Below are 23,387 nucleotides of genomic sequence, written 5' to 3'. Positions count from 1 at the left end.
ATGCACCTCGATGGCACTTAAAGCGCTGTTGCTTCCGTCAGGCGTGTGCTGTGGGCAGTCGCCAGGGGTTCTTGCTCAAATAGGCGGGATTCGGCCTCGATGTCCTGTGCGCTGCGGTGGCGGTAGTCGCGGTACACCCATTTGGCGAAACCAATGGCCATCACCACCAACAGGAAGAAGAACGGAATGGAGGTGAGGATCACCGAGGTTTTAACCGTTTTCAGCGACAGGTGATTGGCGATCATGGTCAGCGGCACCAGGGCCAGCATCACGCACCAGAACAGGCGCAGGAAGGGTGACGGGTCACGGCCTTCAGGCAGGTTGCGGGTGGTCGCGGCGGCCACGGTGTAGGCCGAGGCGTCGACATGCGAGGCGAGGAAAATGACCATCACGAACAGGTAGAACGCGGTGGCCAGGCCCGACATCGGAAAGCCGTTCAACAGCTGCGTGATTGCCACTTCGCCACCTTGGCTGGCGACGATGGCGGGAACATCCAGGGTGCCCGTGAGCAGTTGCTCGATACCATAGCCGCTGAGGCTGCCGAAGATCGCCCAGCAGCTCACGCTGCCGCCAAGCAGCAGCGCCGCGGCAACCTCTTTCAGCGTCCGCCCACGTGACACGCGGGCAACGAAAATCGACACCGCCGGCGTGTACGAGATCGCCCAGAACCAGTAGAACACCGTCCAGTTGCGGGTGAAGTCGCCGTCGCCGGCGGGGTCGGTGAACAGGCTCATGTGCAGGAAGTTGGAGAGCATAAGGCCGACGCCGTTGACCGTGTTCTTGACGATGAACCCGGTCGGCCCGACCACCAGCACGGCCAGTGCGCAGAACAGCGCACCCCAGCAGACCATGGTGGCCAGGCGCTGCATGCCGCCTTCCAGGCCGATGTAGGAACTCAGGGAAAAGATGCTGGTGATCACCAGGACAATGCCCGCCTGCATGGCGAAGGTGTTGGGCAGGCCGGTGAGGTTGGACAGGGCGTTGGAGAAGGTCTGGGTGGTCACCACCATGGTCACCGTCAGCCCGCCGAAGGTGCCGATCAGGAAGATGATATCGATCAGCCGCCCGACCGGGCCGTTGGCCCTGAACCCGGTGATCGCTTCGATGATGCCGGCCAGGCTCAGCTTGTCGTGCTTGCGCACGTGGTAGTAGTAGGCCATGGCCATGCCGCCGATGGCGTAGCAGGCCCAGGTGCCAAAGCCCCAGTGGAAAAACGCGTAGGCGATGCTCATGTCCAGCGCTTCAGGGCTGTGTGGGGCAATGTTCAGCCCCGGGGTGTTGTAGTAGAAGGCCCATTCCACCAGGCCCCAGTACAGGGTCGCCGAACTGAGCCCGGCGCAGATGAACATGAACACCCACGGCAGGGTCTTGAACGCTGGCTTGCCGCTGCCCAGGCGTATGTTGCCGTACTTGCTGAAGATGATGAACAGCGACCCGGCGACGAAGGCCAGGAAGATCACCAGCACCGGCGCTGCGAGCAGGTCGGTGGCGCTTTGGAACAGCTGGCTGGCCACTTGCTCGGAGCGTGCCGGGAAAGCGGCCAGGGCAAACACGGTGAGGAAGATGGAAATCACGCTGACGACGATCAGCAGCGTGTCCTTGCTGGCCCGCACCGAGGGTGCATCCGCAGTGGCCGGCTGGGCGGTTGTGGTTATTTTCATGGCGTACCTTTCTATGTTCGGCTGTTTTGATTTTGTTGTTGTTCCGGGTGCAGGCAGCCACCCGGAACAGCCATAGAAGTGCTTGTGTAGGCGCACCGGGCCTGTGGGAAAACCGTGGGTATCAGGTGCCGGGTGTGCACCAGTCGATGATCAAGCGCCGGTACAGGCGCACCGCCTCGTCGATGCGCGCAACCTCGCAGTATTCGTCGGTCTGGTGCGCCATTTCCGGTGTTCCCGGCCCGAGGATCACGATGGGCACACCGGGGTGGGCGTGTTGCAGTGCGCAGGCATCGGTGAAATAGCTGGCGCCCCGGGGTTCGGGACGGATGCCGGTTTCTGCTTCGGTCATGCGGTACACCGCCGCGATCCACGGGTCGGCGCTGTCGCTGAATACGGCGGGCAGGTCGAGCATGGTGTGCGCTTCGCAGATGTCGGGCTGCAATGCGCTCAGCAGGGCCTCGCGGGTGTCGCTGTGGGACATGCCTGGCAAGCTGCGGATATCGACGCCGAGCTCGGCCAGGTCCGGCACGACATTGATGCTGCTGCCGGCGTGCAGGGTGCCGGCACTGATGCTGGTATCACCCAGTACCGGATGAGGCTGCGCCGTAACCCGGTAGTGCTCGATCTTGCCCAGCGCACGCGCGGCCTTGTAGAGCGCATTGTCGCCGCGCTCGGGCATGGAGCCGTGGGCGCTTTTGCCGCGCGCGCTGAGTGATAGCCAGAGCGCGCCCTTGTGGCCGATCAGGGGATAGTTGGCGGTCATCTCGCCGACGATGATTGCCCCGGCGCGGTGCTGGTCGACGCCATCGCGCAGCAGCGCAGCGGCGCCCTGGCAGCCGGTTTCCTCACTGGCGGTCAGCACCAGCACCACGCCCGGGCCCTCGGCAATCAGGCTGCGCGCCTGCAGCGCCGCGCTGATGAAGGCAGCAATCCCGGCCTTCATGTCGCTGCTGCCCCGGCCGTACAGGCGGCCATCGCGGATCTCGCCGGCGAACGGGTCAACCGACCAGGGCGTCTTGCCGAGCGGTACGGTGTCCAGGTGGCCGGTGAAGCACAGCGGCCGTCCCTCGCCGTTGCCCAGATAGGCCACCAGGCTGGCGCGCCCCGGCGCCAGTTCGTGCAGGGTGGTGGTGAATCCTGCCTCGGCCAGCAGCGTGGCAAGAAACGCTGCGCAGGGCTGTTCGTTGCCGGGCGGGTTGGTGGTGTCGAACCGCACCAGGCGGCGGGTCAGCTCGATGGCGTGCTCGGTGGGGTTCATGCGCGGCGCGCCTCCTGCGCATCAACGGCAAGGGCATCGACCTGGACCGAGGCGCCATCCGGCAAACCGATCACCCGGACCAGGGTGAAGGGTGGCAGGTGGTCGCCGCAATAGCGCTGCAAGGCACGGGTGAACAACGACAGGGCCTGAAGCGGGGCGTGATCTGCCTCGGCGCCAGCGACCAGTACATGCAGATGGGCGAGCGCCTCCGGACCAGAGCCGACGCTGCGTAACTGGCCGACAAGGCGTAGCAGCACGTCGTTGAACGCCGGCTGCAGTGCAGTGGCTGCAACGCTCTGGCCGGCAACATGCACGCGTGTGCCGCTGCGCCGCACCTGAACGTCGGCGGCCGCGTTACGGTTGCCAGCCTCAGTCACGCCATCCTCATGGGCGGCCCCGCGCTGGGCGCTGGCGTCGATCTCCAGCAGCAGCCCTTCGTACAGCAGGTTGACGCCAAAGGCGGTGACCGGCGGCAACGGCTCGCCACAGGTCGCACGGACCACCTGCATGATGTCTTGCAGGCGCGATTCGGCCGCCTGTGCATCACCGTCGTGCAGGTAGCAGACCTTCAGCTGGGTGAGGTCGCTGAACTGCGCACCCGCGTCCTGCAGCACATGGCGGATGTGCTCCAGCACGTTATGGGTCTGCCCCGGCAAGTCTCCCAGGCTGACCGCCTTGCCTGCTCTGTCGGCCGATACCTGGCCGCCCACCCAGATCTGCTCCTGCACCTGCCAGCCCTGGGACAAGGGCACCGGAATGCTCCAGTCCCAGCTGTGTGCCGGCATGATTCGCTGGCGCTGAGTAGGCACTACGGCCAGTGCTTCGGCTTCCAGCTGGATCAGTGCCCCCGGGCAACCGGTGCCATGCACGCGAACCGCCGTGGCGGCGGGGCCGGGGTCGGGGAAGTACTGCAGGCGTACCCGGGTCATCTTCTCCCAGTACACCGTGGCCTGGGCTTCTTCGCCCTCGTAGACGTAATAGGTGTTGAGGCGCACCAGGTCGGCCATTTCCAGGCCGGCGGCTTCCAGCGCCGCTTTCAGGTGGTGGAATACGGCGTGGGTCTGGGCTTCGATATCGCCGGCGCCTGTCAGTTGGCCTTCGGCGTCAACGGGCAGCACGCCGCCAATGAACAGTTGCTGGCCAAGGCGTCGACTGCGCCAGGGTTGAACCGGCAAGGGTGAGGCAAGGGCTGGGGTGAGGTCGGACATGGCGTTGCTCCCGTTGCTCGACCAGGGCCCCTGCAACAGCGGACCAGCAGAGCAATCGTCAGGTTGGCTTTATTGTCTCGACCCAGACTTTAGTGAACCCGATAGTTCGGAAGAATAGCCGGTTCATGAAGTTGACTTCGGCAATTGCCGAAGCAAGCCGGGCTGTGCCGTCAAACCTGCGCGTTTGCGCAATCGCGCAACTGCTGGTGGAACGCCGCGACCGGGCGCGGCGGGCTGACGCCGCGATGGCGGATGATCGAGGTGAAATCGAGGGTAGGGGCATACTGTTCCGGGCACACCCTGCGCAGTTCGCCCTTGTCGACCCAGGGCTGGGCATAGTGCAGCGGCAGAAAGCCGATGTACTGGCCGGAGACGATCATCATCGCCCGTGCCTCGACGTTGTCGACGCTGCCCGCCGCTCGCTCGGCCTGCAGCTGGTCAAGGTCAAAGCGCCCGAGCCAGGTGCGGGCGGCCACCCGCGTCTGGCTCAGCAACTGCGGGGTGATGTCTGCGTCTGGCTGGCTGAACAACGGATTGCTGCGCGAGCAGAACAGGCCATGGGCTTCTTCATACAGCGAGGTGTAGTCCAGGCCGGGCAACTGCACGGGAAACGGGCCGACCGCAAGGTGCAGGCGACCATCCATGACCCGTTGTTCCAGCGCACTGGGCGTGTCGATGTGGATCTGCAGATGCACCTGTGGCGCCAATTCGCCGAACCGGCGAATGGCCAGGGTCAGCGGGCTGCCCGGGTCGGTCAGGGTGGCGTCGATGACGCCTACCCGCAGCACGCCACTCAATTGACTGCGCAGGGTGGCCGCTTCCATGGAAAAGGTCTCGACGGCGGCCAGCATGCGCTGCGCGGCCTCGTACAGCACTTCGCCCTCGTCGGTCAGGCGGAACCCCGAGCGCCCGCGCTCACACAGCCTGACGCCGAGGCGGGTTTCCAGCAGGCTCATCTGTTCGCTGATGGCCGAGGCGCTGATGTTCAGGGCCGACTGCGCGGCCGAAAAGCCGCCGCATTGCACGATCGTCTCGAAGATTCGCAGTGCCTTGAGGTCTGCATCCTGTATCCGCATCGATAGAACTCCCTGTTGCCGGGGGCGCCGCGCTCGGCACCGACAGATTGGCCGCGCTGTTATTTACCACAGCGTATGGGGTTCACAAAAGTCGTGCAGCGCAGCCCCCCAGGTGCACCACTACAGCGCCGCAGACCATCAGCGAGATGATGCTTGCCGTCGCGATCACGTGGGCTGACACCGCCAGCGGCGCCTCGCCGTTCAACAGCTGCTGTCGACGCCATGTGCCGTAAATCACGGCGGCCGCAGCCGCTACCAGCATGACACAGGCCAGCACACTGATCGGCCCGTGCTGGCCGTGCCAGCCTTCGCGCAACGCCAGCAGCGCATTGGCCAGCACCGCCAACCCGGTGCGACTCCATGACAAGGCGGTGCGTTCGGCCTGCAAGCCAGGATCGCGTAGCAGGTTCATGCACGGACCACCAACAACAGCGCGATGGTAGCGGCTATGCCCAAGGTTGCGCTGGCCAGCAAGGCGATGCCTGCCGTGCCTGGCAATCGGTGTGCATGGCGCATGGCGATCTCATTGGCGCGCCAGCGCAGGTAGGCTATCGCGCACAGCGTGGCAGCCAAAATGCCAAACGCGATAGCGAGGCCTTCGATGATCACCGGCGGGCCAAGCTTGCTGGCGAACTGATCGAGCAACAACCCGGCGGCCAGCAGGCCAAGTGCAGTGCGAATCCAGGCCAGGAACGTGCGTTCATTGGCCAGGGAAAAACGGTAGTCCGGCTCTTCACCTTTGAGCCGCCATTGCGGTTCGCGCATGGTCTGTTCCTGCAGGAAGGGCCGTAACCTGTCGGTTACGGCGGGTCGATGAAGGTTACTTGCGTGCAGGCAGGGCGATCAGCACAACCACAGCACCCAACAAGGTGATCAGCCCCAGAATGGTCAGGCCCGCGTAGATGCTGCCGGTGCTGGCTTTCATCCAGCCGACCAGGGTCGGGCTGACGAAAGCGCCAATACCCCCCAGGCTGGTGATAAGGGCAATGCCACTGGCCTTGCTACTGCTGGTCAGGAAGGTTTGCGGGATGGTCCAGAACACCACAAAGCTGCCATAGGACGCTGCTGCGGCCAGCGAGAGCAGGGCAATCGCCAGTGTGACGTCGTGGGCTACCAGTGGCAGCAAGACGAAGCAGGCAGCGATGACGGCGCTGCAAGCCAGCAGGTGCCAGCGGCGTTCCATCCGCAGGTCCGAACTGTAGCCGACGACATAGGTACCGACCGCGCCCGCCAGGAACACCGCGCTGGACAACATCCCGACCTGCAGCAGGTCGCTCACCCCGACGTCGCGGATGATGGTCGGCGCCCAGAAGCCAATGGCGTTGAACGACACCAGTACGCAGAAATAGCCCAGCATCCCGATGTACAGCTTGCGGTTGCACAGTGCCTCACGCAGGCCGTGACCTGAGCCGTGTTGCGCGCTGGTCTGCTCGCCAGCCAGGTCGCCCCGCAAGATCGACTTTTCCCTTTCACTGAGCCAGTCGGCATCCTCGGGGCGATCGCACAAGTAGTAGAACGCGACAACGCCTAGACCTACCGCAGGCAGCCCTTCGAGCAGGAACAACCACTGCCAGCCATGCAGACCTTGCAGGCCAGCCATGTGGACCATGATCCAGGTAGAAACCGGCCCACCAATGATGCCGGCGGTGGCCGCACCCATCATGAAGAAACCGGTGACGCGCCCGCGGCGTGCGGCGGGAAACCAGTAAGTCAGGTAGAGGATGACCCCTGGAAAGAACCCGGCTTCGGCAGCGCCGAGCAGGAATCGCATGACGTAGAACTGTGTCGGTGTGTTGACGAACATCATGGCGCTGGAGATCAGACCCCAGAGAATCATGATGCGCAGCAAGGTACGGCGTGCGCCGATGCGTTGCATCCACAGGTTGCTGGGGACCTCGAACAGCACGTAGCCGACGAAAAACAAGCCGGCACCCAGCCCGTAGGCCGCTTCGGAAAAGCCCAGGTCGCTCATGAACTGCAGCTTGGCGTAGCTGATGTTGGCGCGGTCCAGGTAGGAAACGATGTAGCAGATAATCAAGAACGGCATGAGGCGAAGCGCGATCTTGCGGTAGGTTTGCTCAACTTCGTGAGCGGCAAACGTGTCCGGAAAAGCGTTGGTCTGGTGAGAAATGTTCATAGGACCCTCGTTAACTGCAACTATAAAGTCGTTTCAAAGGTCGGCTGCCGTCAGCAGCCATCAGGGTGGCTGAAACGGCCAGCGTCATGAACCGACGAGGGCATCCTTGAGTGCAAGGTGAGGCTGTATGTTAGCGGCCCGGGGCTTGATCAGCGCATCGCCGGCCTTAACACCCTGGCCGGCATTCATCACGAACAGCGGGTTGATATCCAGCTCCTGCACGCTGTCTTTCAAGTCGACGGCCAGCGCCGACAGGCGCATCAGGGTATCGATCAGTGCGGTCAGGTCGGCCTTGGGGCGGCCGCGGGCGCCATCGAGGATCGCAAAAGCGCGCAGGTCGCGCACCATCGACTCGGCTTCCGAGCGGGTAATCGGTGCCAGGCGAAAGCTCACGTCTTTCCACACCTCAGCGAAAATACCGCCAAACCCGACCATCACTGCCGGGCCGAACAGGGGGTCGTTGTTGATACCCAGGATCATCTCGATACCGCCACCGACCATTTCCTGAACCAGTACACCGTCGACAGCAGCCAGGGCATTGTGGCCTTCGGCATTGGTAATGATCTGACGGTAGGCCGCAGTGATGTCCGCAGCCCCCTCAACACCCACGCGCACGCCACCGGCTTCGGTCTTGTGCGGGATATCGGCTGATTGAATTTTCAGCACCACCGGGCCGTGCAAGGCAGCTGCGATATGTACAGCCTCTTCGGCGCTGGTGGCAAGGCCTTCGCGGGTGACGCCGATGCCATAGGCGGCGAGTACTTTTTTGGCTTCGAATTCGGTCAGGTCGTTTCGGCGACCGTGCAGCGCCGCCCGTACTTCAGACCGGTCAAGCACCAGCGGGTGCTCGTCCAGCACCTTGGCAATCTGCCCTCGCGCCTGTGCGAAGGCCCACAGCGCGCTGGCACCACGGGCGCAGCGAACCGGCGACTGATAGCGTGGAATGCCGGCCTTGTCGAGAATCTCGTAAGCCTCTGCGACGCTGGCGGGGTCGGCGTTCCAGGCCACCAGAATGGGAACCTCGCGGGCCTTGGAGATGCGTACGATTTCCTTGGCCAGCTCGACGGCCAGCGTGCCACTGGCAGCGGCCAGTGCGAGGCCGATCATGTCGACATTCGGGTCGTCCGCCAACGTCTCAAGGGTGACCCGCAGCAGGTTCGCGTCGTTGAGCAGACTGGCGGTGACATCGAGCGGGTTGGCAATGGCGGCAAAGGACGGCAGTACCTCTTTGAGGGCAGCAACTGTATGCGCCGACAGGGCAGGCAGTTGCAGATGGCCGTCGGCAGCCCCATCGGCCATGGCAATGCCGGCACCGCCTGAAATGGTGACGACAGCCAGGCGATTGCCCGCAGGCAGACGTCCTGGCAGCAAGGCTTTGCTGCAGTCGGCCAGGTCGCCGACGTCCGAGACTTCGATGATGCCACTCTGGCGGAAAGCGGCTCGATACAGCGCCATCGAACCGCCGAGGTTGGCGGTGTGGGAGGCGGCGGCTTTGGCTCCGGCTTCAGAGGTGCCGACTTTCCAGATCAGCAGCGGTTTACCGGCCATCAGTGCCCGACGGCCAATCGACAACAAGCGCCCGGCGTCCTGGAAGCCTTCGACGTAGCCGGCGATCATGTGCGTGTCGGGGTCGTCGATCATCGCGTCCATGAAGTCCAGCGACGTAGTGACGGATTCGTTGCCGGTGGACACATAGTGACGAAAACCGATGCCTTCCTGGCTGGCCAGCATCACGATTGAATTACCAAATGCGCCGCTTTGCGAGGTGAGGCTCAGGTGGCCTTTGGGGTAGGTGAGGCCATACGGAGCGCCGAAGCCGACATGGATGCCTTCGCTGATATTCATGTAGCCCTGGCAGTTGGGGCCGGTCACCTGCATGCCATGGCAGTGGGCGATGGCGGTGATTTCCCGCTGGACGCGAGCACCGGCTTCACCGGCTTCGGCAAAGCCAGAAGAGAGGATGACCGCATAGCGACAACCTGCTTTCCCCAGCTCGCTGAGCACGCCAGCCACCCGTTGGGCGCCGACGGCGATTACCGCCACATCAGGGCACTCGGGGAGCGATGCCACATCGGGGTAGCACGGGTAACCCGCGACGTCTGTGTAGCGAGGGTTGACGGGTAGAATCTGTCCGCAAAAACCTTTCGCCAGCAGATGGGCGATGGGCTGCCCGCTGATCGAGGACAGGTCCTGGGAGGCGCCAATCACGGCAATGGAGTGAGGATTGAAAAAGGGCTCGAAACGGGACATGGGGCAGTTCCTGTAGCAGAGAAAAGTAGGCGCGTACCCGACTCAGCGGTGGGCAGCGAACACCTGCTTGGCAATGTTCAACTGGTGGATCTGGCTGGTGCCCTCGTAGAGGCGGAACAGCCTGACATCTCGATACCAGCGCTCTATTGCGCCATGGTCGGCGATATACCCGGCACCGCCGAACATCTGCACACAGCGGTCGGCGACCCGTCCGCACATTTCCGTGGCGAAGTACTTGCACATTGAGGCTTCGAGCACCACGTCCTCGCCGCGATCACGCTTGCGGGCGGTTTCAAGGATCATCGAACGGGCCGCAAAGATCTCGGTCTGGCAGTCGGCAATCATCGCCTGAACCAGCTGCATGTTCGCGACGGGCTGGCCAAACTGCACACGGGCACTGGTGTGCTCTATGGCCATTTGCAGCATGCGTATGGCGGGGCCGGTCGACAGCGCGGCGAGGTGTATCCGCTGCTTGTTCAGGGTCTTCATCACAGTCTTGAAGCCTTGACCCTCAACGCCTCCGATCAGGTTGGCCGCCGGCACCCGGCAATTGTCGAAGTACACCGCACTGACGGGCGAACCCGCCTGGCCCATCTTGCGGTAGGGCGTGCCGGTGGTCAGGCCCGGCGTATTACGTTCGACGATGAACGCCGAAACACCTTTTGCGCCCTGGCTGCCCGGTTCAGTACGGGCGGTGACGGTGAATACATCGGCGAGGGGGGCGTTGGTGATGTAGCACTTCTCACCCTTGAGGATGTAGCTGTCACCGTCGCGTTGCGCATGGGTGAGTACGTTGGTGGCCTCCGAACCTGCCTCGGGCTCGGTTACCGCCAGGCAGCCGGTCCATTCGCCGCTGGCCAGGCGAGGCAGAAACTGCTGTTTCTGGGTCTCGGTGCCGTCGATCACGATACCTTCCGAGCCGATGCCGGTATTGGTGCCAACACGCGCGCGGAATGCCACTGCGCATTGCGACAGTTCAAATGCCGCCAGCACCAGTTCCTCGGTGGTCAGTCCGGCCCCTCCATAGGCTTGGGGAATGCTCCAGCCAAAAAAGCCGTTGTCGCGCATGCGCTGCACCAGCGCGGGAGGGACTTCATCGTGCTGCTCGACGTGGGCCTCCATCGGTATGGCCTCGGTCGTCACGAAACGGCGGATGGTGTTCAAGAACACGTCCAGCGCCTGCTGATCGCGGATCATTGTTGCCTCCAGTCTTGTTTTTATTGGTTTGCAGGAACATATGGCGCTTCATCCGATCGTCAAACAAGCATCGTTCTGCTCTGCAGAACACTGTTTGAATAATCGGAACATTGCTGGCACGCTTGTTTTGGATTGCACAGCGCTGGAGGTGGACAATGACGACACACGACATGCCGCAAAACGGCTCTGAGGATTGGCATTCACCCGAGCGGCACTACCTCGCGGAAGAGTTTGCCGATGACCGGCAATTTGCTATGACGCTGGCCCGTGGGTTGGAGATTCTGCATTGCTTCACCGCGCGCGATACCCAACTCGGCAATGCCGAACTGTCTGTGCGTACCGGGATGCCCAAAGCGACGATTTCGCGCTTCACCTACACCCTGGTGCGCATGGGGTACTTGCGTATCAACCGCCTGAACAACAAATACCAGTTGGGCGCGGCGGTGCTTTCTCTGGGTTATCCGTTGCTGGCCAGCCTCAATATCCGGCAGATTGCCCGGCCGTTCATGAAAGAGCTGGCTGATCACATCCGTGGCTCGGTGTCGCTGGGCATGCGCGACCGGCTCAATGTGGTGTACCTGGAAAGCAGCCGCAGCTCTGCTCCCATGAGCCACCCGCCGGATGTCGGGCTGAGCTACCCGGTGGCACGTACGGCGATGGGCCGGGCGTTCCTGGCGGCAGCCTCGCGTGAAGAACGCACGGCGTTGCTGAACCAGATCAAAGTGCGGACTCCCGAGGACTGGACGGCTTTTCAGGGGCGTATTGAAGAGAGCATCCAGGATGTTCACGCACGTGGTTTTTGTCTGTCGTACGGTGACCTGCGTCGCGAGATTCACGCCGTTGCGGTGCCGATGCGGCCCATGGCCGATGGCGAGATTCTGGTGTTCAACTGTGGCGTATCGGCGTTTTTGCTTAATGAGGGGCAGCTGAAAAACGATATCGGCCCGCGACTGGTATCCATGGTGCGCAGCATCGAAGGCATGATGGGGATTTTTTAAGGGATACCTGCGCACAACCCGCGCAGGTATTTACGCCACAGTGCACTGTACGAGCCCAGCGCTTACACCTTGAAACGGGCCACCAATGCCGTCAGCTCGCCGGCCAGTCCTGACAACGCCTGGCTGGCCTGTTGCGTCTGCTGTGCGCCGCTTGCCGAGCGGGTCGACAGCTCGCGGATGTTCAGCAGGTTGCGGTCGACCTCACGGGCCACCTGGGCCTGTTCTTCGGCAGCGCTGGCAATCACCAGGTTGCGTTCGTTGATCTGGCCAATCGCGCTGTAGATGCCTTCGAGCACCTGGCCTGATGCCTGGGTGATGCTCAGCGTCGATTGCGCGCGCTGGGTGCTGGCCTGCATCGAGGCCACGGCCGATTCGGTGCCCTGTTGTACCGCAGCGATCATCTGTTCGATTTCCTGGGTCGACTGCTGGGTGCGGTAGGCGAGGGTGCGCACTTCGTCTGCCACCACCGCAAAGCCACGGCCTGCCTCGCCGGCACGTGCCGCTTCGATGGCCGCATTAAGCGCCAGCAGGTTGGTTTGCTCGGACACCGAGCGAATCACATCCAGCACCTGGCCGATGTCGCGAATCTGCCCGGCCAGTTGTTGCAGGCGCTCGCTGCTGGTGTGCACTTCGCTGGCCATGGCGCGGGTGCCGTCGAGGTTTTCTCCGACCTGCCTGCGGCTTTGTTCAGCCAGTTGATTGGAGGCGCTGGCCGCTTGCGAGGTGGTGACGGCGTTGCGCGCCACTTCTTCGACGGCAGTGGTCATTTCAGTGACGGCGGTGGCGGCCTGTTCCAGCTCCTGGTCCTGTTGACGCAAGCTGCTGGCGCTTTGTTCGGTGACTTCATCGAGGGCGCTCGCGGCACTGGCCAGCTGGCTGGCGCAGCCGGCGATCTGCCCGAGGGTGTCACGCTGGCTGTGCTGCATACGCTGCAATTCGCTGAACAGCTGGCCGATTTCGTTACGGCTGTGCACGGCCACCGGCACGCTCAGGTCGCCGCTGGCGATGCGTTGAAAATGCAGGCCTGCCTCGCGCAGCGGGCGCAGCACGCGCTGGGCGATGAAGCTCCAGCACAGTGCGGCCAGCAGCAGGGTGACAACGCCCAGCACCGCGCTCAGCACCTGGGCGTTGCTCAGGCGCCGGTCAGACTCCAGCATGATCTGCTGGCTGCGCTCGTTCAGCGCCGCCACCAGCTGCTGACGCAAGGCTTGCAGGCGGGCCATGGCATTGCCGGCGTCGGTGTTGACGGTGAAGTAGCGCTGCAGGTCGTTCTGCTGGGTGGCCTCGCGCTGCCCGGCCACGGCGCGGGCGTAATCGCCGAAGGTGTTTTGCAGGTCCACAGCCAGGGCTTTGAGGGCAGGGTCCTGAGCATTGGCGACCAGCTCGCCGATCAATGTGCGGCTGTTTTCCAGCAGTTGTTGCGACAAGGCGAGGCGCTTGTTGGCGCTGTCGCTATGGCCGCCGGTCTGTTCGATAAAGCCGGAGGAGACGTTGGCACTGGCGCGGATGGCCATCAGCAGGGCGTTGTTGAGGCGGTCCGACTGGTGTGCGGTGTGGTCCAGCTCGGTGATCTGCTCGTCGCTGCCGACGGCTGCGCGCCAGGCGCTGACGGTGGAGAACAGCAGGGTCAGGCTGAACAGCGTCAATACCCAGAACATCCCGGTGCGGATTTTCAGGTCGGCGAACATGCGGGCAGTACTCCTTGGTTTTTTATTAGCGTCGCGCCGCGTCGAAGACTCGCGGTGAGTGGACTGCTATCGGAGTGTGCCCGCGCAGACTTGAGGGCCCGGATGCGCTTGTGTTCGATTACCGCCCGCAGATTGTCTCAACGCCCCTCATGCTGGCGCCGGTAAGCCCCCGGCTGCACGCCCATGGCCTTGCTGAAGGCGCGGGTGAAGGCGGCGATGGACTGGTAGCCCACGGCCGCGCACACCTGTTCGACGGTGTTGTGCGCCTTGAGCAACTGGCAGGCATGGCGCATGCGCAGGGCCAGCAGCACTTGCCCCGGCGACTGGCCGGCCAGCTCGCTGAAGCGCTTGAAAAAGGCCGAGCGCGACAGCCCGGTGCAGGCCGCCATGCTTTCCAGTGGCCAGGGCTGCTCGGGATGTTCGATCAGTTGCTCGACCAGGGTGGCGAACTGCGGGTGGCGGGCCAGCGATACCAGGCCGCCCATGGGCAGGTCTGCCTGCACCTGCTGGCGCAGCACGTAAAGAAACAAGAGATGGCTCAGGCGCTCAAGCAAGGCCGAGGAGGGCGCAGGCTGGCGCTGGCATTCGGCGAGGATCAGCTCGAACAGCGCGGTGGCGGCACTCAGGGCCGGGTCGCCAGCCCGCAGGATCAGCCAGTCAGGCAGGCCTTCGATGATCAGCGACGACAGGCCCGGCTGGAAATGAAAGAACCCGCACACCAGGCCGACGCCATCATTGGCGTCATGGTCCAGCGGCAACATGGCCATGCGCGGTTGCTGGCGGGCCAGTTCGCAGTCGGCGGTGCCAGACAACCGGTACTCAAGGTCACGCAGCAGGAACACCGCGTCACCCGCTTCCAGGGCAACGGCCAAGGGCTGGCCAGCGATGTGCAGCCAGCAATGTCCCTGCACCACCAGGTGAAAACTGGCCCGTGCCAGGCCCTGGGTGCTGGCGTGCCAGCCACCGCAATAACGCCCGACATGGAACAGGCTGGCGTCTAGCTCAAGGCTTTCTAATAACCAATCGACAAGGGGGCTGGAGGAAATCATCTAATGGAAAGACTCAGGAGCAAGGAATAACGACTCTAGAATATGGAAGGTATTTCTTATAACCAACAGACTTGTGGGACACCCTAGTATGCAGGAGTCCACTCCATGTCGCGCGTTACTCTACACACGCTGCAAAGCGCCCCTGAAGCCGCTCGTCCTTTCCTGGAAAACGCCCAGAAGAACTCGGGCTTCATCCCCAACCTGCTCGGCGTGCTGGCCAATGCCCCGGCCGCGCTGGAAACTTACGTGACCGTTTCAGCCCTCAACGGCAAGGCCGAGCTGAGCCTGGCCGAGCGCGAAGTGGTGCAGCTGGTGGCCGCCACCAATCATGGCTGCGACTTCTGTGTGGCCGGTCATACCGCCGTGGCGCTGAACAAGGCCAAGCTGCCGCAAGAGGTGGTCGACGCCCTGCGTGCCCGTGGCGAACTGCCGCAGGAAAAGCTCGAAGCCCTGGCCGCGTTCACCCGTGAAGTGATCGCTACCCGCGGCAATGTCAGCGATGCCGGCTACAGCGCTTTCCGTGACGCCGGCTATGGCGAAGGTCACGCCCTGGAAGTGATTCTCGGGGTGAGCCTCGCCACCCTGTGCAACTTTGCTAATGTGTTCGCCCAGACGCCGCTCAATGACGAGCTGAGCAAGTACCGCTGGCAACCTTCGGCATAAGAACCCTGGGCGCCGGCGCAGGCTGGCGCTTTTTTAAAGGAGTAAACGCTATGCTTGATCCTGCATTGGTCACCTGGCTGGATGCCGAGGCTGAAGCCCTCGATCTGGGCCACTGCGACCCGCAGGCAGTGTTGGGGCAGTTGGCTGCGGCGCAGGTGTTGCGCGTCGGTATCGACGAAACCCTGGGCGGCAGTGGCGGTACAGTCGCCGACGCGGTGGAAACCGTGGCCAACGTCGCCAGTCATTCCCTGGCCGCTGCCTTCGTATTCTGGGGCCAGCGTGCCTTTATCGAATACCTGCTGCACAGTCCCAATAGCGCTTTGCGCGAGCGCTTGTTGCCGAAACTGCTCAGTGGTGAGCTGGCCGGCGCAACCGGACTGTCCAACGCCATGAAATACCTGTCTGGCATCGAAGCGTTGCAAGTCAGAGGCCTTGCCGATGCACAGGGCTGGACCCTCGACGGACGCCTGTTCTGGGTCACCAACCTGCGCAAGGGTGGTTTTGTCGTGGCCGCTGCGATTGAAGAAGAGGGCGCTTCACCGTTCGTGCTGGCGATCCCGGATAACGCTGCCGGGCTCACCCGCTCGGACGACCTGCAACTGATGGGGCTGCAATCGAGCAACACGGCAGCGTTGAATTTCGAGCAGGTCGCACTCAGTCGTGACTGGCTGCTGCATGAGAACGCCAAGCAGTTCCTGCCGGCAGTTCGCCCTTCGTTTCTGGGGTTGCAATGTGGCATGGCCATCGGCCTGGCGCGGCGCTCGCTGGACGAAGTGGAAGGCCACTTGCAAGGCATGCGCTCGTTCCTCGGCGAGGCCTTGAGCGTGTTGCGCGAGCGCCTGGAAAACACTGTCGCCGAATTGAAAAACGGCCTGCTGGAAGGGCGCTTTCTGACCCAGCCTGCGGCGTTGTTCAAGTTGCGCATCACCTTGGCCGAGACGGCAGCCGATGCGGTGCAACTGGAGCTGCAAGCCAGCGGTGGCAAGGCCTACCTGAGCGCCTATGGTGCAGGCTTCGCGCGGCGCTGGCGCGAATCGGCATTCGTGCCGATCGTCACCCCAAGCCTGGTGCAGTTGCGCGCCGAGCTGCAGCGCCAGGCGTCGTCAGCATGACCCAGGTGTTGCTCGAAGCCCGTGGGATCAGCCTCGGTTATCCACGGGAACACGGTTGGCAGAGCGTGCTGGAAGACTTCGACCTGCAACTGGCACCCGGCGAGGTGGTTACCATCCTCGGCCCCAGCGGCGTCGGCAAGTCGAGCCTGCTGCGGGTGCTGGCCGGTTTGCAGCAGGCACGCAGTGGGGCTGTCAGCCTGCTCGGCGAGCCACTGCAGGGGCCGCATCCACGCTTGGCGGTGGCCTTCCAGGACCCCAGCCTGTTGCCCTGGCTGAGCCTTGAGAAAAACGTCGCCTTTGGCCTGGACTTCGCCCGCCAGCCCAAGCTTGCCGCCAGTGAACGCCGCGCACGGATCGACCACGCCATCGAGGCCGTCGGTTTGCAGCATGCCCGTGAGCAGTACCCGGCGCAGCTTTCCGGTGGCATGGCGCAGCGTACCGCGCTGGCCCGCTGCCTGGCGCGGCAGCCACAGGTGCTGCTGCTCGATGAACCCTTCGGCGCGCTGGACGAAGTGACCCGCGCCGACATGCAGCAATTGCTGCTGCAACTGATCGCCCGCCACAACACGGCGGCGGTACTGATTACCCACGATATCGACGAAGCCCTGCTGTTGTCTGATCGGGTACTGCTACTGGGCAACCACCCGGCGCGCACCCTTGGCCAATGGCACATCGACCTGCCGCAGCCCCGCGAGCAGCGGGTCGAGGAACTGGGCGCGCTGCGTATCGACATTCTCAAAACCCTTCGGCGGGCCAGCCGCGCTTCTGAACCTGATTCTGAACCCTTGCCGCTAGCGTCGGAGACTGCCCATGTGCCTGGACGACTTCACCCACACTCGTCGTGACTTCATCAAACTCAGTGCCTTGCTGACGGCCGGTGGCGCCATGCCGCTGCTGAGCAGCCTGCAGGCGCGCGCCGCCAGCGACCCGGATGCCCCGGTGCGCATCGGCTATTTGCCGATTACCGACGCCACCCCTTTGTTGGTGGCTCACAACAACGGCCTGTTCGAGGCCGAAGGCATCAAGGCCGAGCGCCCCGTGCTGCTGCGCAGCTGGGCGCAGGTGATCGAAGCGTTCATCTCCGGCCAGGTCAATGTCATTCACCTGCTTTCGCCGATGACGGTCTGGGCGCGCTATGGCAGCAAGGTGCCGGCCAAGGTGGTGGCCTGGAACCATGTCGGCGGTTCCGGCCTGACCGTGGCTTCGGGCATATCCGAGGTCAAGCAGCTGGGCGGCCAGAGCGTGGCGATTCCGTTCTGGTATTCGATTCACAACGTGGTGGTGCAGCAACTGTTTCGCGACCACGGCCTGACCCCGGTGTCGAAACCGACCACGGCGGCCCTGGCCGCCAACGAGGTCAACCTGGTGGTGCTGCCACCTTCGGACATGCCGCCGGCGCTGGCGAGCAAACGCATTGCCGGGTACATCGTTGCCGAACCCTTCAATGCCCTGGCCGAAGACCTCAAGGTCGGCCGCGTGCAGCGCTTTACCGGCGATATCTGGCGCAACCATGCCTGCTGTGTGGTGTTCATGCACGAGCATGACCTGAACAACCGCCCGGAGTGGTCGCAGAAGGTGGTCAATGCCATCGTCAAGGCGCAACTGTGGACCCGCGATCACCGTGCCGAAGCGGCGGCGCTGCTGTCCAAGGCCGGCCCGAACCGCTACACCCCGCATACCCCGCAGGTGCTGAGCAAAGTCCTGGCGCCGTCTGCCGACGACCGTGCGGCTTACCTGGCCAGTGGCGCGATCCAGCATGCGCAGTGGGACGAAAAACGTATCGACTTTCAGCCGTATCCGTTCCCCAGCTACACCGAAGAGCTGGTGCGCCGCCTGCAGAACACCCTGATCGAAGGCGACAAGGGCTTTCTCGCCGGCCTTGATCCGCAACAGACGGCACGCGACCTGGTCGACGACCGCTTTGTGCGCAACAGCATCGAAGCCGTGGGTGGGCTCAAGGCCTTCGGCTTGCCGGACAGTTTTGAACGCAGCGAGGAGTTCGCGATTTGATGGGTAAGCATGTACTGCATGGCGCCCTGGGCGTTGCCGGCTTGCTGGGGTTGTTGTTGCTGTGGTGGCTGGGCGTGCAGGTGTTTGGCGAGGCCGATGGCCTGTCGGCGCGTTTTTCGCCGCAGGCCACGCTGAACAGCCTGGTCGAGTTGCTGGGGCAGGGCGAGGTTTACGAGCATGTGTGGGTCAGCCTCAAACGCATTCTGATCGGCTTGCTCCTGGCGTTGCTGATCGGTGTGCCGCTGGGCTTGCTGGTGGGCAGCTACCGTTACCTTGAGGCAGCGACCACACCAGCGTTCCAGTTCCTGCGGATGATATCGCCGTTGTCGTGGATGCCGGTGGTGGTGATGCTGATGGGCGTGGGCGACCAGCCGATCTACTTCCTCCTGGCCTTTGCCGCGCTGTGGCCGATTCTGCTCAATACCGCAGCCGGCGTGCGCCAGCTAGACCCACGCTGGCTGCAGTTGAGCCGTAGCCTCAGCGCCACACGCTGGGAGACCCTGTGCAAGGTGATCGTCCCCGGGGTGATCGGCCACGTGCTGACCGGGGTGCGCCTGGCCATCGGTATCCTCTGGATCGTGCTGGTGCCGTGCGAAATGCTCGGGGTCAGCGCCGGTCTGGGCTACTTCATCCTCGATACCCGCGACCGCCTGGCGTACTCGGAACTGATGGCCATGGTGCTGTTGATCGGGGTGCTGGGGTTCATGCTCGACGCCCTGGCGCGCGGCCTGCACCGGCGCTGGGTGCACGCCTGAGACCTGGTTCCTGGCTCCGGCAAGCCCGTTTCTGTCTGGCAGAGCGGGCGTGCCGGCTTTTGAGGTGATCTGGCGTTTCAAATCGTTCCTTTAATTGTTATGTTATTACATATTAATTAAGGAGCCCTCATGAATTACGCCCCCGGACGCTTGTCCCTCGGCCTGTCCGCTTCGTTGTTCGCCTTCCCCGCTGTCGCCGCCGAGCCGGTGTTGCTGGAGGCGCTGAGCGTCACCGAGCGTCAGCTTGAAGAAACCGCCACTGGCCCGGTGCAGGGCTATCGCGCGACACGCTCGAGTACCGCGACCAAAACCGACACCGACATCCGCGACACCCCGCAAAGTATCGCCGTGGTCCCCAGCCAGGTACTTGAAGACCTCAACAGCACGCGTATCGATCGTGCCCTGGACTTTGCCGGCGGGGTGAGCCGGCAGAACAATTTCGGCGGCCTGACATTCCTCAATTACAGCGTGCGCGGCTTTACCACCGGCGAGCTGTACAAGAACGGGTTCGCCGTCAACCGCGGCAGCTACAGTGCCCCGGATACGTCCAGCATCGAACGCATCGAGGTGCTCAAAGGGCCGGCCGCCAGCCTGTACGGGCGCGGCGATCCCGGTGGCCTGGTCAATATCGTCACCAAGCGGCCCGAGGCTTACGCGTTCAGCCAGTTCAAGGTCAGTGCCGGCAGTTGGGACCGTTACCGCAGCAGCCTGGATGTGAATACGCCGCTGAGCGACGACGCCAGCGTGCTGTCGCGGGTCAACGTGGCGGTTGAAGACAACGGCAGTTTCCGTGATTACGTCGGCAGCGAGCGACGCATTGTCAGCCCGTCGCTGAGCTGGCAATTGAGCCCTGAAACGCGGTTGTCGATCGACAGCGAGTTTTCCCGCACCGAATCGGTGTTCGATCGCGGCATTGCCGCCGTGAACAACGAGCTGGGCCCGGTAAGCCGCTCGAGCTTTTTCGGTGAACCCAACGACGGGCGCATCCGCAACGACAACCAGACCCTCGATCTGACCCTGGAGCACAGCCTCAACGACAGCTGGACGCTGCGCCTGGCCAACCACTACACCCAAGGCCGGCTCAAGGGCAACAGCTCCGAGCCGCAGCAGGTGGTGGGCAGTACGCTCAGCCGCTTTTATCGCGAGCGTGATTTCGAGTGGAACGACAGCATCCCCCAGGCCGAGCTGCATGGCCAGTTCGACTTCGCTGGCTGGCAACACCAGACCCTGGCGGGCCTGGAGTACGAAAACTACCGCAACAGCCAGAAATACCCGCAGAGCGCGACGTCGCCGGACTATGGCCTGAACCTCTACAACCCGGTGTATGGCAAGCCGAAACCGGCCCTGGTCAAGCCCAACGATTTTTTCGAGCGCACCGAGAGCTACGCACTCAACCTGCAAGACCAGATCACTTTCACCGGGCGCCTGCGCGGCTTGCTCGGGGTGCGCCTGGAGCACATCGAACAGACGGCCCAGAACCGCACCAGCCAGGTCAGCAACCGCCAGGAGAAAGACGTCGTCACCCCGCGTGCCGGGCTGTTGTATCAGCTCACGCCTGAAGTCGGTGTGTTCGCCAACGCCTCGACCTCGTTCAAGCCGAACAGTATTGGCACCCAAGGCCAGGTGTACAAACCGGAAAAGGGCCTGGGCTATGAAGCCGGGGTCAAGCTCGACCTGTTCGACAGCCGCCTGGGGGCGACTATCGCCTTGTTCCGCATCGACAAGGAAAACGTCATCACCACCGATGCCTTCGGCGACAGCGTTGCTGCTGGCAAGGCGCGCAGCCAGGGCGTTGACCTGCAGTTCAGCGGCCAGCTCAGCGACGCCGTACGCCTGATCGGGGCCTATGCCTACATCGACGCCGAAGTCACCCACGGCGATGCCAGCCTGCCCAAGGGCAGCGATCTGCTGGGCATACCGCAGCACAGTGGCAGCCTGATGGCGGTGTACACCTTTCAGAATGGCCTGCTGCAAGGCTCGGATGTCGGTGCGGCGGCCAACTACGTCGGTGAGCGTTCCGGCCAGGCGGGCAGCAGCTTTCGCTTGCCGGGCTACAGCACCGTCGACCTGCTCGGCCATTACCGGGTCAGCGAACAGGTCACGCTCGGCCTGAACCTCAACAACCTGTTCGACCGCACATACTACGAGCGCGGTTACAACGCCGTGTGGAACATGCCGGGCGAGCCGCGCAACCTCATGGTCAGCCTGAGCGTTGCGCATTGAGTGCGCTATAGTCGAATGCTTCAACCTGTGGCAGGGAGGCCTTTCATGAACGACTCGATTGAACTCAACCGGCGCAACTGGGATGAACGCGCAGCGCTGCATGCCGCGTCCGGTGACTATGAGGTGGAGCGGTTCGTTGCCGACCCCCGGCATCTGTCTGAAGTGGTGCGTTTCGACCTGCCGCGCCTGGGCGATATCCAAGGACTGCAGGCAGTGCACCTGCAATGCCATATCGGCACCGATACCTTGTCGTTGGCGCGGCTGGGCGCGCAGGTGTGCGGGCTGGACTTTTCCGCGCAATCACTGGCCCAGGCGCGGGCGTTGGCCGAGCGCTGCGGGGCGCCGATCGAGTATGTCGAGGCGGATGTCTATCGTGCTGACCAGGTGCTGGCACCCGGAAGCTTTGATCTGGTTTACACCGGTATCGGTGCCTTGATCTGGTTGCCGGAAATCGGGCCGTGGGCGCGAACAGTGGCCGCGTTGCTCAAGCCCGGAGGCCGCTTGTTCTTGCGCGAGGGGCACCCGATGTTGCTGGCAGTGAATGAGGACTATCAGGACCGGTTAGTGATCGAGTATCCCTATTTCGAGCGGCCGGCACCGACGGTGTGGGAAAGCGACCAGACCTACGTGCAGACTGGCACCGCACTTACCCAGACCATTACCCACGAATGGAACCACGGCCTGGGTGAGGTGATAGGTGCCTTGCTTGCACATGGCTTGCAGATTACCGCACTGACGGAGCACGACAGCATCCCCTGGGAAGCGCTGCCGGGGCAGATGAGCAAGGACGCGGCGGGGGAGTGGTCGTTGAACAAGGACCGCTGGCGCTTGCCCTTGAGTTACACATTGCAGGCAGTAAAGCCGGGTTGATCCCGGCGTTTGTCTATCAGCCTATGCCGGATCGATGATCGTCAACCAGGGCCAGCGTGACTGGTAGCTCTTCGCCTTTTCTGCGAACAGATCGGGTTGCGCATTGTTCGGGTTGATCCGCAGCAGACCGTGCTCAATGTCGCTCAGGCCATAGGGGGCGTAAAGGTCTGCGTTGTCGATATCCAGCCCGATGCAGGTCCCGGCGATCAGGTAGCGGTCAATGCCGTCCCTGGCGGATAGCAACTGCGGGTAGTGCCTGCCAAAACGTGCCTGGTACCAGAGGTGAACGCGCGCCTGGTTCTTGACCTCGACATTCACCTCCAGGTCCTGAAACAGGCGCTGCGCAGCCTGAATCACAGCATTTTCGGCGGCCCAGGACAGGTCGTCGTCGAAGTAGAACACGTCGTAGTCCTTGATACCCCAGGCGGCCGGTCGCTGCGCCTGCTGATTCCACACCGCCTGGAACAGGCAGCCGGCGGTGAGCATGCATTGCTTGAGCCCCAGTAATGGCAGGCGTTCAGCAATCCGGGCATTGACCGGGTTGCCCATGGCCAGGGCGATCAGGCGATCGGCTGTCAGGCTCATGGGCGCGTGGTCTTCAGGTTCCTGTACATCCATGTGCACGCTGTCCTTTTGAGTGAGGGGGCAGTGCCCATGCTACCCGGGGCAAGGCCCGGCGGGTCAACCCTTGAGCGCCGCTTCAATGCCGGCAATGTCGATCTTGACCATGTTCATCATGGCCTCAAAGGCGCGTTTGGCCGCGGCCGGGTCTGAATGGGTGATCGCTGCCGTCAGCGCCCGTGGGGTGATCTGCCAGGAAATGCCCCACTTGTCCTTGCACCAACCGCAGACACTTTCCTGGCCACCGTTGCCGACAATCGCCTGCCAGTAGCGGTCGGTTTCGGCTTGGTCGTCAGTGGCCACCTGAAAGGAGAAGGCTTCGCAGTGCTTGAACATCGGCCCGCCGTTCAGGCCCAGGCAGGGGATGCCCATCACCGTGAACTCAACCGTCAGCACATCGCCCTGTTTACCTGAAGGGTAGTCGCCAGGCGCCTTGTGCACGGCGACAACAGCACTGTCCGGAAAGGTCTGGGCGTAGAACGTCGCGGCGTCCAACGCGTCGCCTTCAAACCACAGGCAAATCGTGTTTTTGCGGGTCATGTCGGGTCTCCGAAAGCGGGACTGGGACAGATAGTGTAGTCGCAGTCAACCGGGCTTCCCTGCCCGCACGG

At 63.2% G+C, this 23,387-nt stretch carries 21 protein-coding genes; 8 read left to right on the top strand and 13 right to left on the bottom strand.

Annotation, left to right across the window (positions count from 1 at the left end):
• Positions 1-17: 17 nt before the first annotated feature.
• The 9 genes from I5S59_RS20565 to I5S59_RS20525 all read right to left on the bottom strand — a co-directional run bounded on the left by I5S59_RS20565 (position 18) and on the right by I5S59_RS20525 (position 10,787).
• Positions 18-1,661, bottom strand: a complete 1,644-nt coding sequence (locus I5S59_RS20565; protein WP_197878230.1) for a BCCT family transporter — start codon at positions 1,659-1,661, stop codon at positions 18-20.
• Positions 1,662-1,782: 121 nt separating this feature from the next.
• Positions 1,783-2,919, bottom strand: a complete 1,137-nt coding sequence (locus I5S59_RS20560; protein WP_197878229.1) for a M20 family metallopeptidase — start codon at positions 2,917-2,919, stop codon at positions 1,783-1,785.
• A complete protein-coding gene (locus I5S59_RS20555) occupies positions 2,916-4,127 on the bottom strand; it encodes a RidA family protein (RefSeq protein WP_197878228.1) in 1,212 nt (403 codons plus the stop codon). Before I5S59_RS20555 ends, I5S59_RS20560 begins: the two co-directional genes overlap by 4 nt.
• 170 nt (positions 4,128-4,297) lie before the next feature.
• A complete protein-coding gene (locus I5S59_RS20550; RefSeq protein ID WP_197878227.1) occupies positions 4,298-5,203 on the bottom strand; it encodes a LysR family transcriptional regulator in 906 nt (301 codons plus the stop codon).
• An 82-nt stretch (positions 5,204-5,285) separates the two neighbouring features.
• Positions 5,286-5,615 (bottom strand): DUF202 domain-containing protein, encoded by a 330-nt coding sequence (locus tag I5S59_RS20545; protein ID WP_197878226.1) that lies wholly within the window; start codon positions 5,613-5,615, stop codon positions 5,286-5,288.
• Positions 5,612-5,968, bottom strand: a complete 357-nt coding sequence (locus tag I5S59_RS20540) for a YidH family protein (RefSeq protein ID WP_197878225.1) — start codon at positions 5,966-5,968, stop codon at positions 5,612-5,614. Before I5S59_RS20540 ends, I5S59_RS20545 begins: the two co-directional genes overlap by 4 nt.
• A 55-nt stretch (positions 5,969-6,023) precedes the next feature.
• On the bottom strand, positions 6,024-7,340 hold the full coding sequence (locus I5S59_RS20535; RefSeq protein ID WP_197878224.1) for an MFS transporter: 1,317 nt from the start codon (positions 7,338-7,340) through the stop codon (positions 6,024-6,026).
• An 84-nt stretch (positions 7,341-7,424) separates the two neighbouring features.
• Positions 7,425-9,590, bottom strand: a complete 2,166-nt coding sequence (locus I5S59_RS20530; RefSeq protein WP_197878223.1) for an acetate--CoA ligase family protein — start codon at positions 9,588-9,590, stop codon at positions 7,425-7,427.
• 42 nt (positions 9,591-9,632) lie between these two features.
• Positions 9,633-10,787, bottom strand: coding sequence for an acyl-CoA dehydrogenase family protein (locus tag I5S59_RS20525; protein ID WP_197878222.1), 1,155 nt, complete (start codon positions 10,785-10,787; stop codon positions 9,633-9,635).
• 155 nt (positions 10,788-10,942) lie between these two features.
• Here I5S59_RS20525 and I5S59_RS20520 point away from each other — a divergent pair, with 155 nt between their 5' ends.
• Positions 10,943-11,785: an IclR family transcriptional regulator gene (locus I5S59_RS20520; RefSeq protein WP_232239883.1), complete on the top strand. Its 843-nt coding sequence runs from the start codon at positions 10,943-10,945 to the stop codon at positions 11,783-11,785.
• A 62-nt stretch (positions 11,786-11,847) separates the two neighbouring features.
• On the opposite strand, the gene I5S59_RS20515 is transcribed toward I5S59_RS20520, so the two are convergent.
• Positions 11,848-13,473, bottom strand: coding sequence for a methyl-accepting chemotaxis protein (locus I5S59_RS20515; RefSeq protein WP_197878221.1), 1,626 nt, complete (start codon positions 13,471-13,473; stop codon positions 11,848-11,850).
• Between the two features lie 137 nt (positions 13,474-13,610).
• On the bottom strand, positions 13,611-14,522 hold the full coding sequence (locus tag I5S59_RS20510) for an AraC family transcriptional regulator (RefSeq protein ID WP_197878220.1): 912 nt from the start codon (positions 14,520-14,522) through the stop codon (positions 13,611-13,613).
• A 105-nt stretch (positions 14,523-14,627) separates the two neighbouring features.
• Here I5S59_RS20510 and I5S59_RS20505 point away from each other — a divergent pair, with 105 nt between their 5' ends.
• The 7 genes from I5S59_RS20505 to I5S59_RS20475 all read left to right on the top strand — a co-directional run bounded on the left by I5S59_RS20505 (position 14,628) and on the right by I5S59_RS20475 (position 22,155).
• Positions 14,628-15,185, top strand: a complete 558-nt coding sequence (locus tag I5S59_RS20505; RefSeq protein ID WP_197878219.1) for a carboxymuconolactone decarboxylase family protein — start codon at positions 14,628-14,630, stop codon at positions 15,183-15,185.
• Positions 15,186-15,235: 50 nt separating this feature from the next.
• A complete protein-coding gene (locus tag I5S59_RS20500; RefSeq protein WP_197878218.1) occupies positions 15,236-16,297 on the top strand; it encodes an acyl-CoA dehydrogenase family protein in 1,062 nt (353 codons plus the stop codon).
• Positions 16,294-17,142, top strand: a complete 849-nt coding sequence (locus I5S59_RS20495) for an ABC transporter ATP-binding protein (protein WP_197878217.1) — start codon at positions 16,294-16,296, stop codon at positions 17,140-17,142. Before I5S59_RS20500 ends, I5S59_RS20495 begins: the two co-directional genes overlap by 4 nt.
• Positions 17,108-18,307, top strand: a complete 1,200-nt coding sequence (locus I5S59_RS20490) for an ABC transporter substrate-binding protein (RefSeq protein ID WP_197878216.1) — start codon at positions 17,108-17,110, stop codon at positions 18,305-18,307. Before I5S59_RS20495 ends, I5S59_RS20490 begins: the two co-directional genes overlap by 35 nt.
• Entirely contained in the window at positions 18,307-19,062 is a 756-nt protein-coding gene (locus I5S59_RS20485; protein ID WP_197878215.1) for an ABC transporter permease, read from the top strand. Before I5S59_RS20490 ends, I5S59_RS20485 begins: the two co-directional genes overlap by 1 nt.
• A 129-nt stretch (positions 19,063-19,191) precedes the next feature.
• Complete coding sequence (locus I5S59_RS20480; protein WP_197878214.1) at positions 19,192-21,285, top strand: TonB-dependent siderophore receptor; 2,094 nt, start codon at positions 19,192-19,194, stop codon at positions 21,283-21,285.
• Between the two features lie 45 nt (positions 21,286-21,330).
• Entirely contained in the window at positions 21,331-22,155 is an 825-nt protein-coding gene (locus tag I5S59_RS20475; RefSeq protein WP_197878213.1) for a class I SAM-dependent methyltransferase, read from the top strand.
• A gap of 21 nt (positions 22,156-22,176) precedes the next feature.
• Here I5S59_RS20475 and I5S59_RS20470 read toward each other — a convergent pair whose 3' ends face one another.
• Positions 22,177-22,740, bottom strand: coding sequence for a nucleotidyltransferase family protein (locus I5S59_RS20470; RefSeq protein WP_197878247.1), 564 nt, complete (start codon positions 22,738-22,740; stop codon positions 22,177-22,179).
• A gap of 96 nt (positions 22,741-22,836) precedes the next feature.
• Positions 22,837-23,316: a VOC family protein gene (locus I5S59_RS20465; protein WP_197878212.1), complete on the bottom strand. Its 480-nt coding sequence runs from the start codon at positions 23,314-23,316 to the stop codon at positions 22,837-22,839.
• Positions 23,317-23,387 lie beyond the last annotated feature (71 nt).

The organism is Pseudomonas alkylphenolica (assembly GCF_016009175.1).
GTDB classification, from domain to species: Bacteria; Pseudomonadota; Gammaproteobacteria; order Pseudomonadales; family Pseudomonadaceae; genus Aquipseudomonas; species Aquipseudomonas alkylphenolica_B.
The sequence above is the reverse complement of the archived record's forward strand: the minus strand, read 5'-3'. Positions and strand labels throughout refer to the sequence as shown.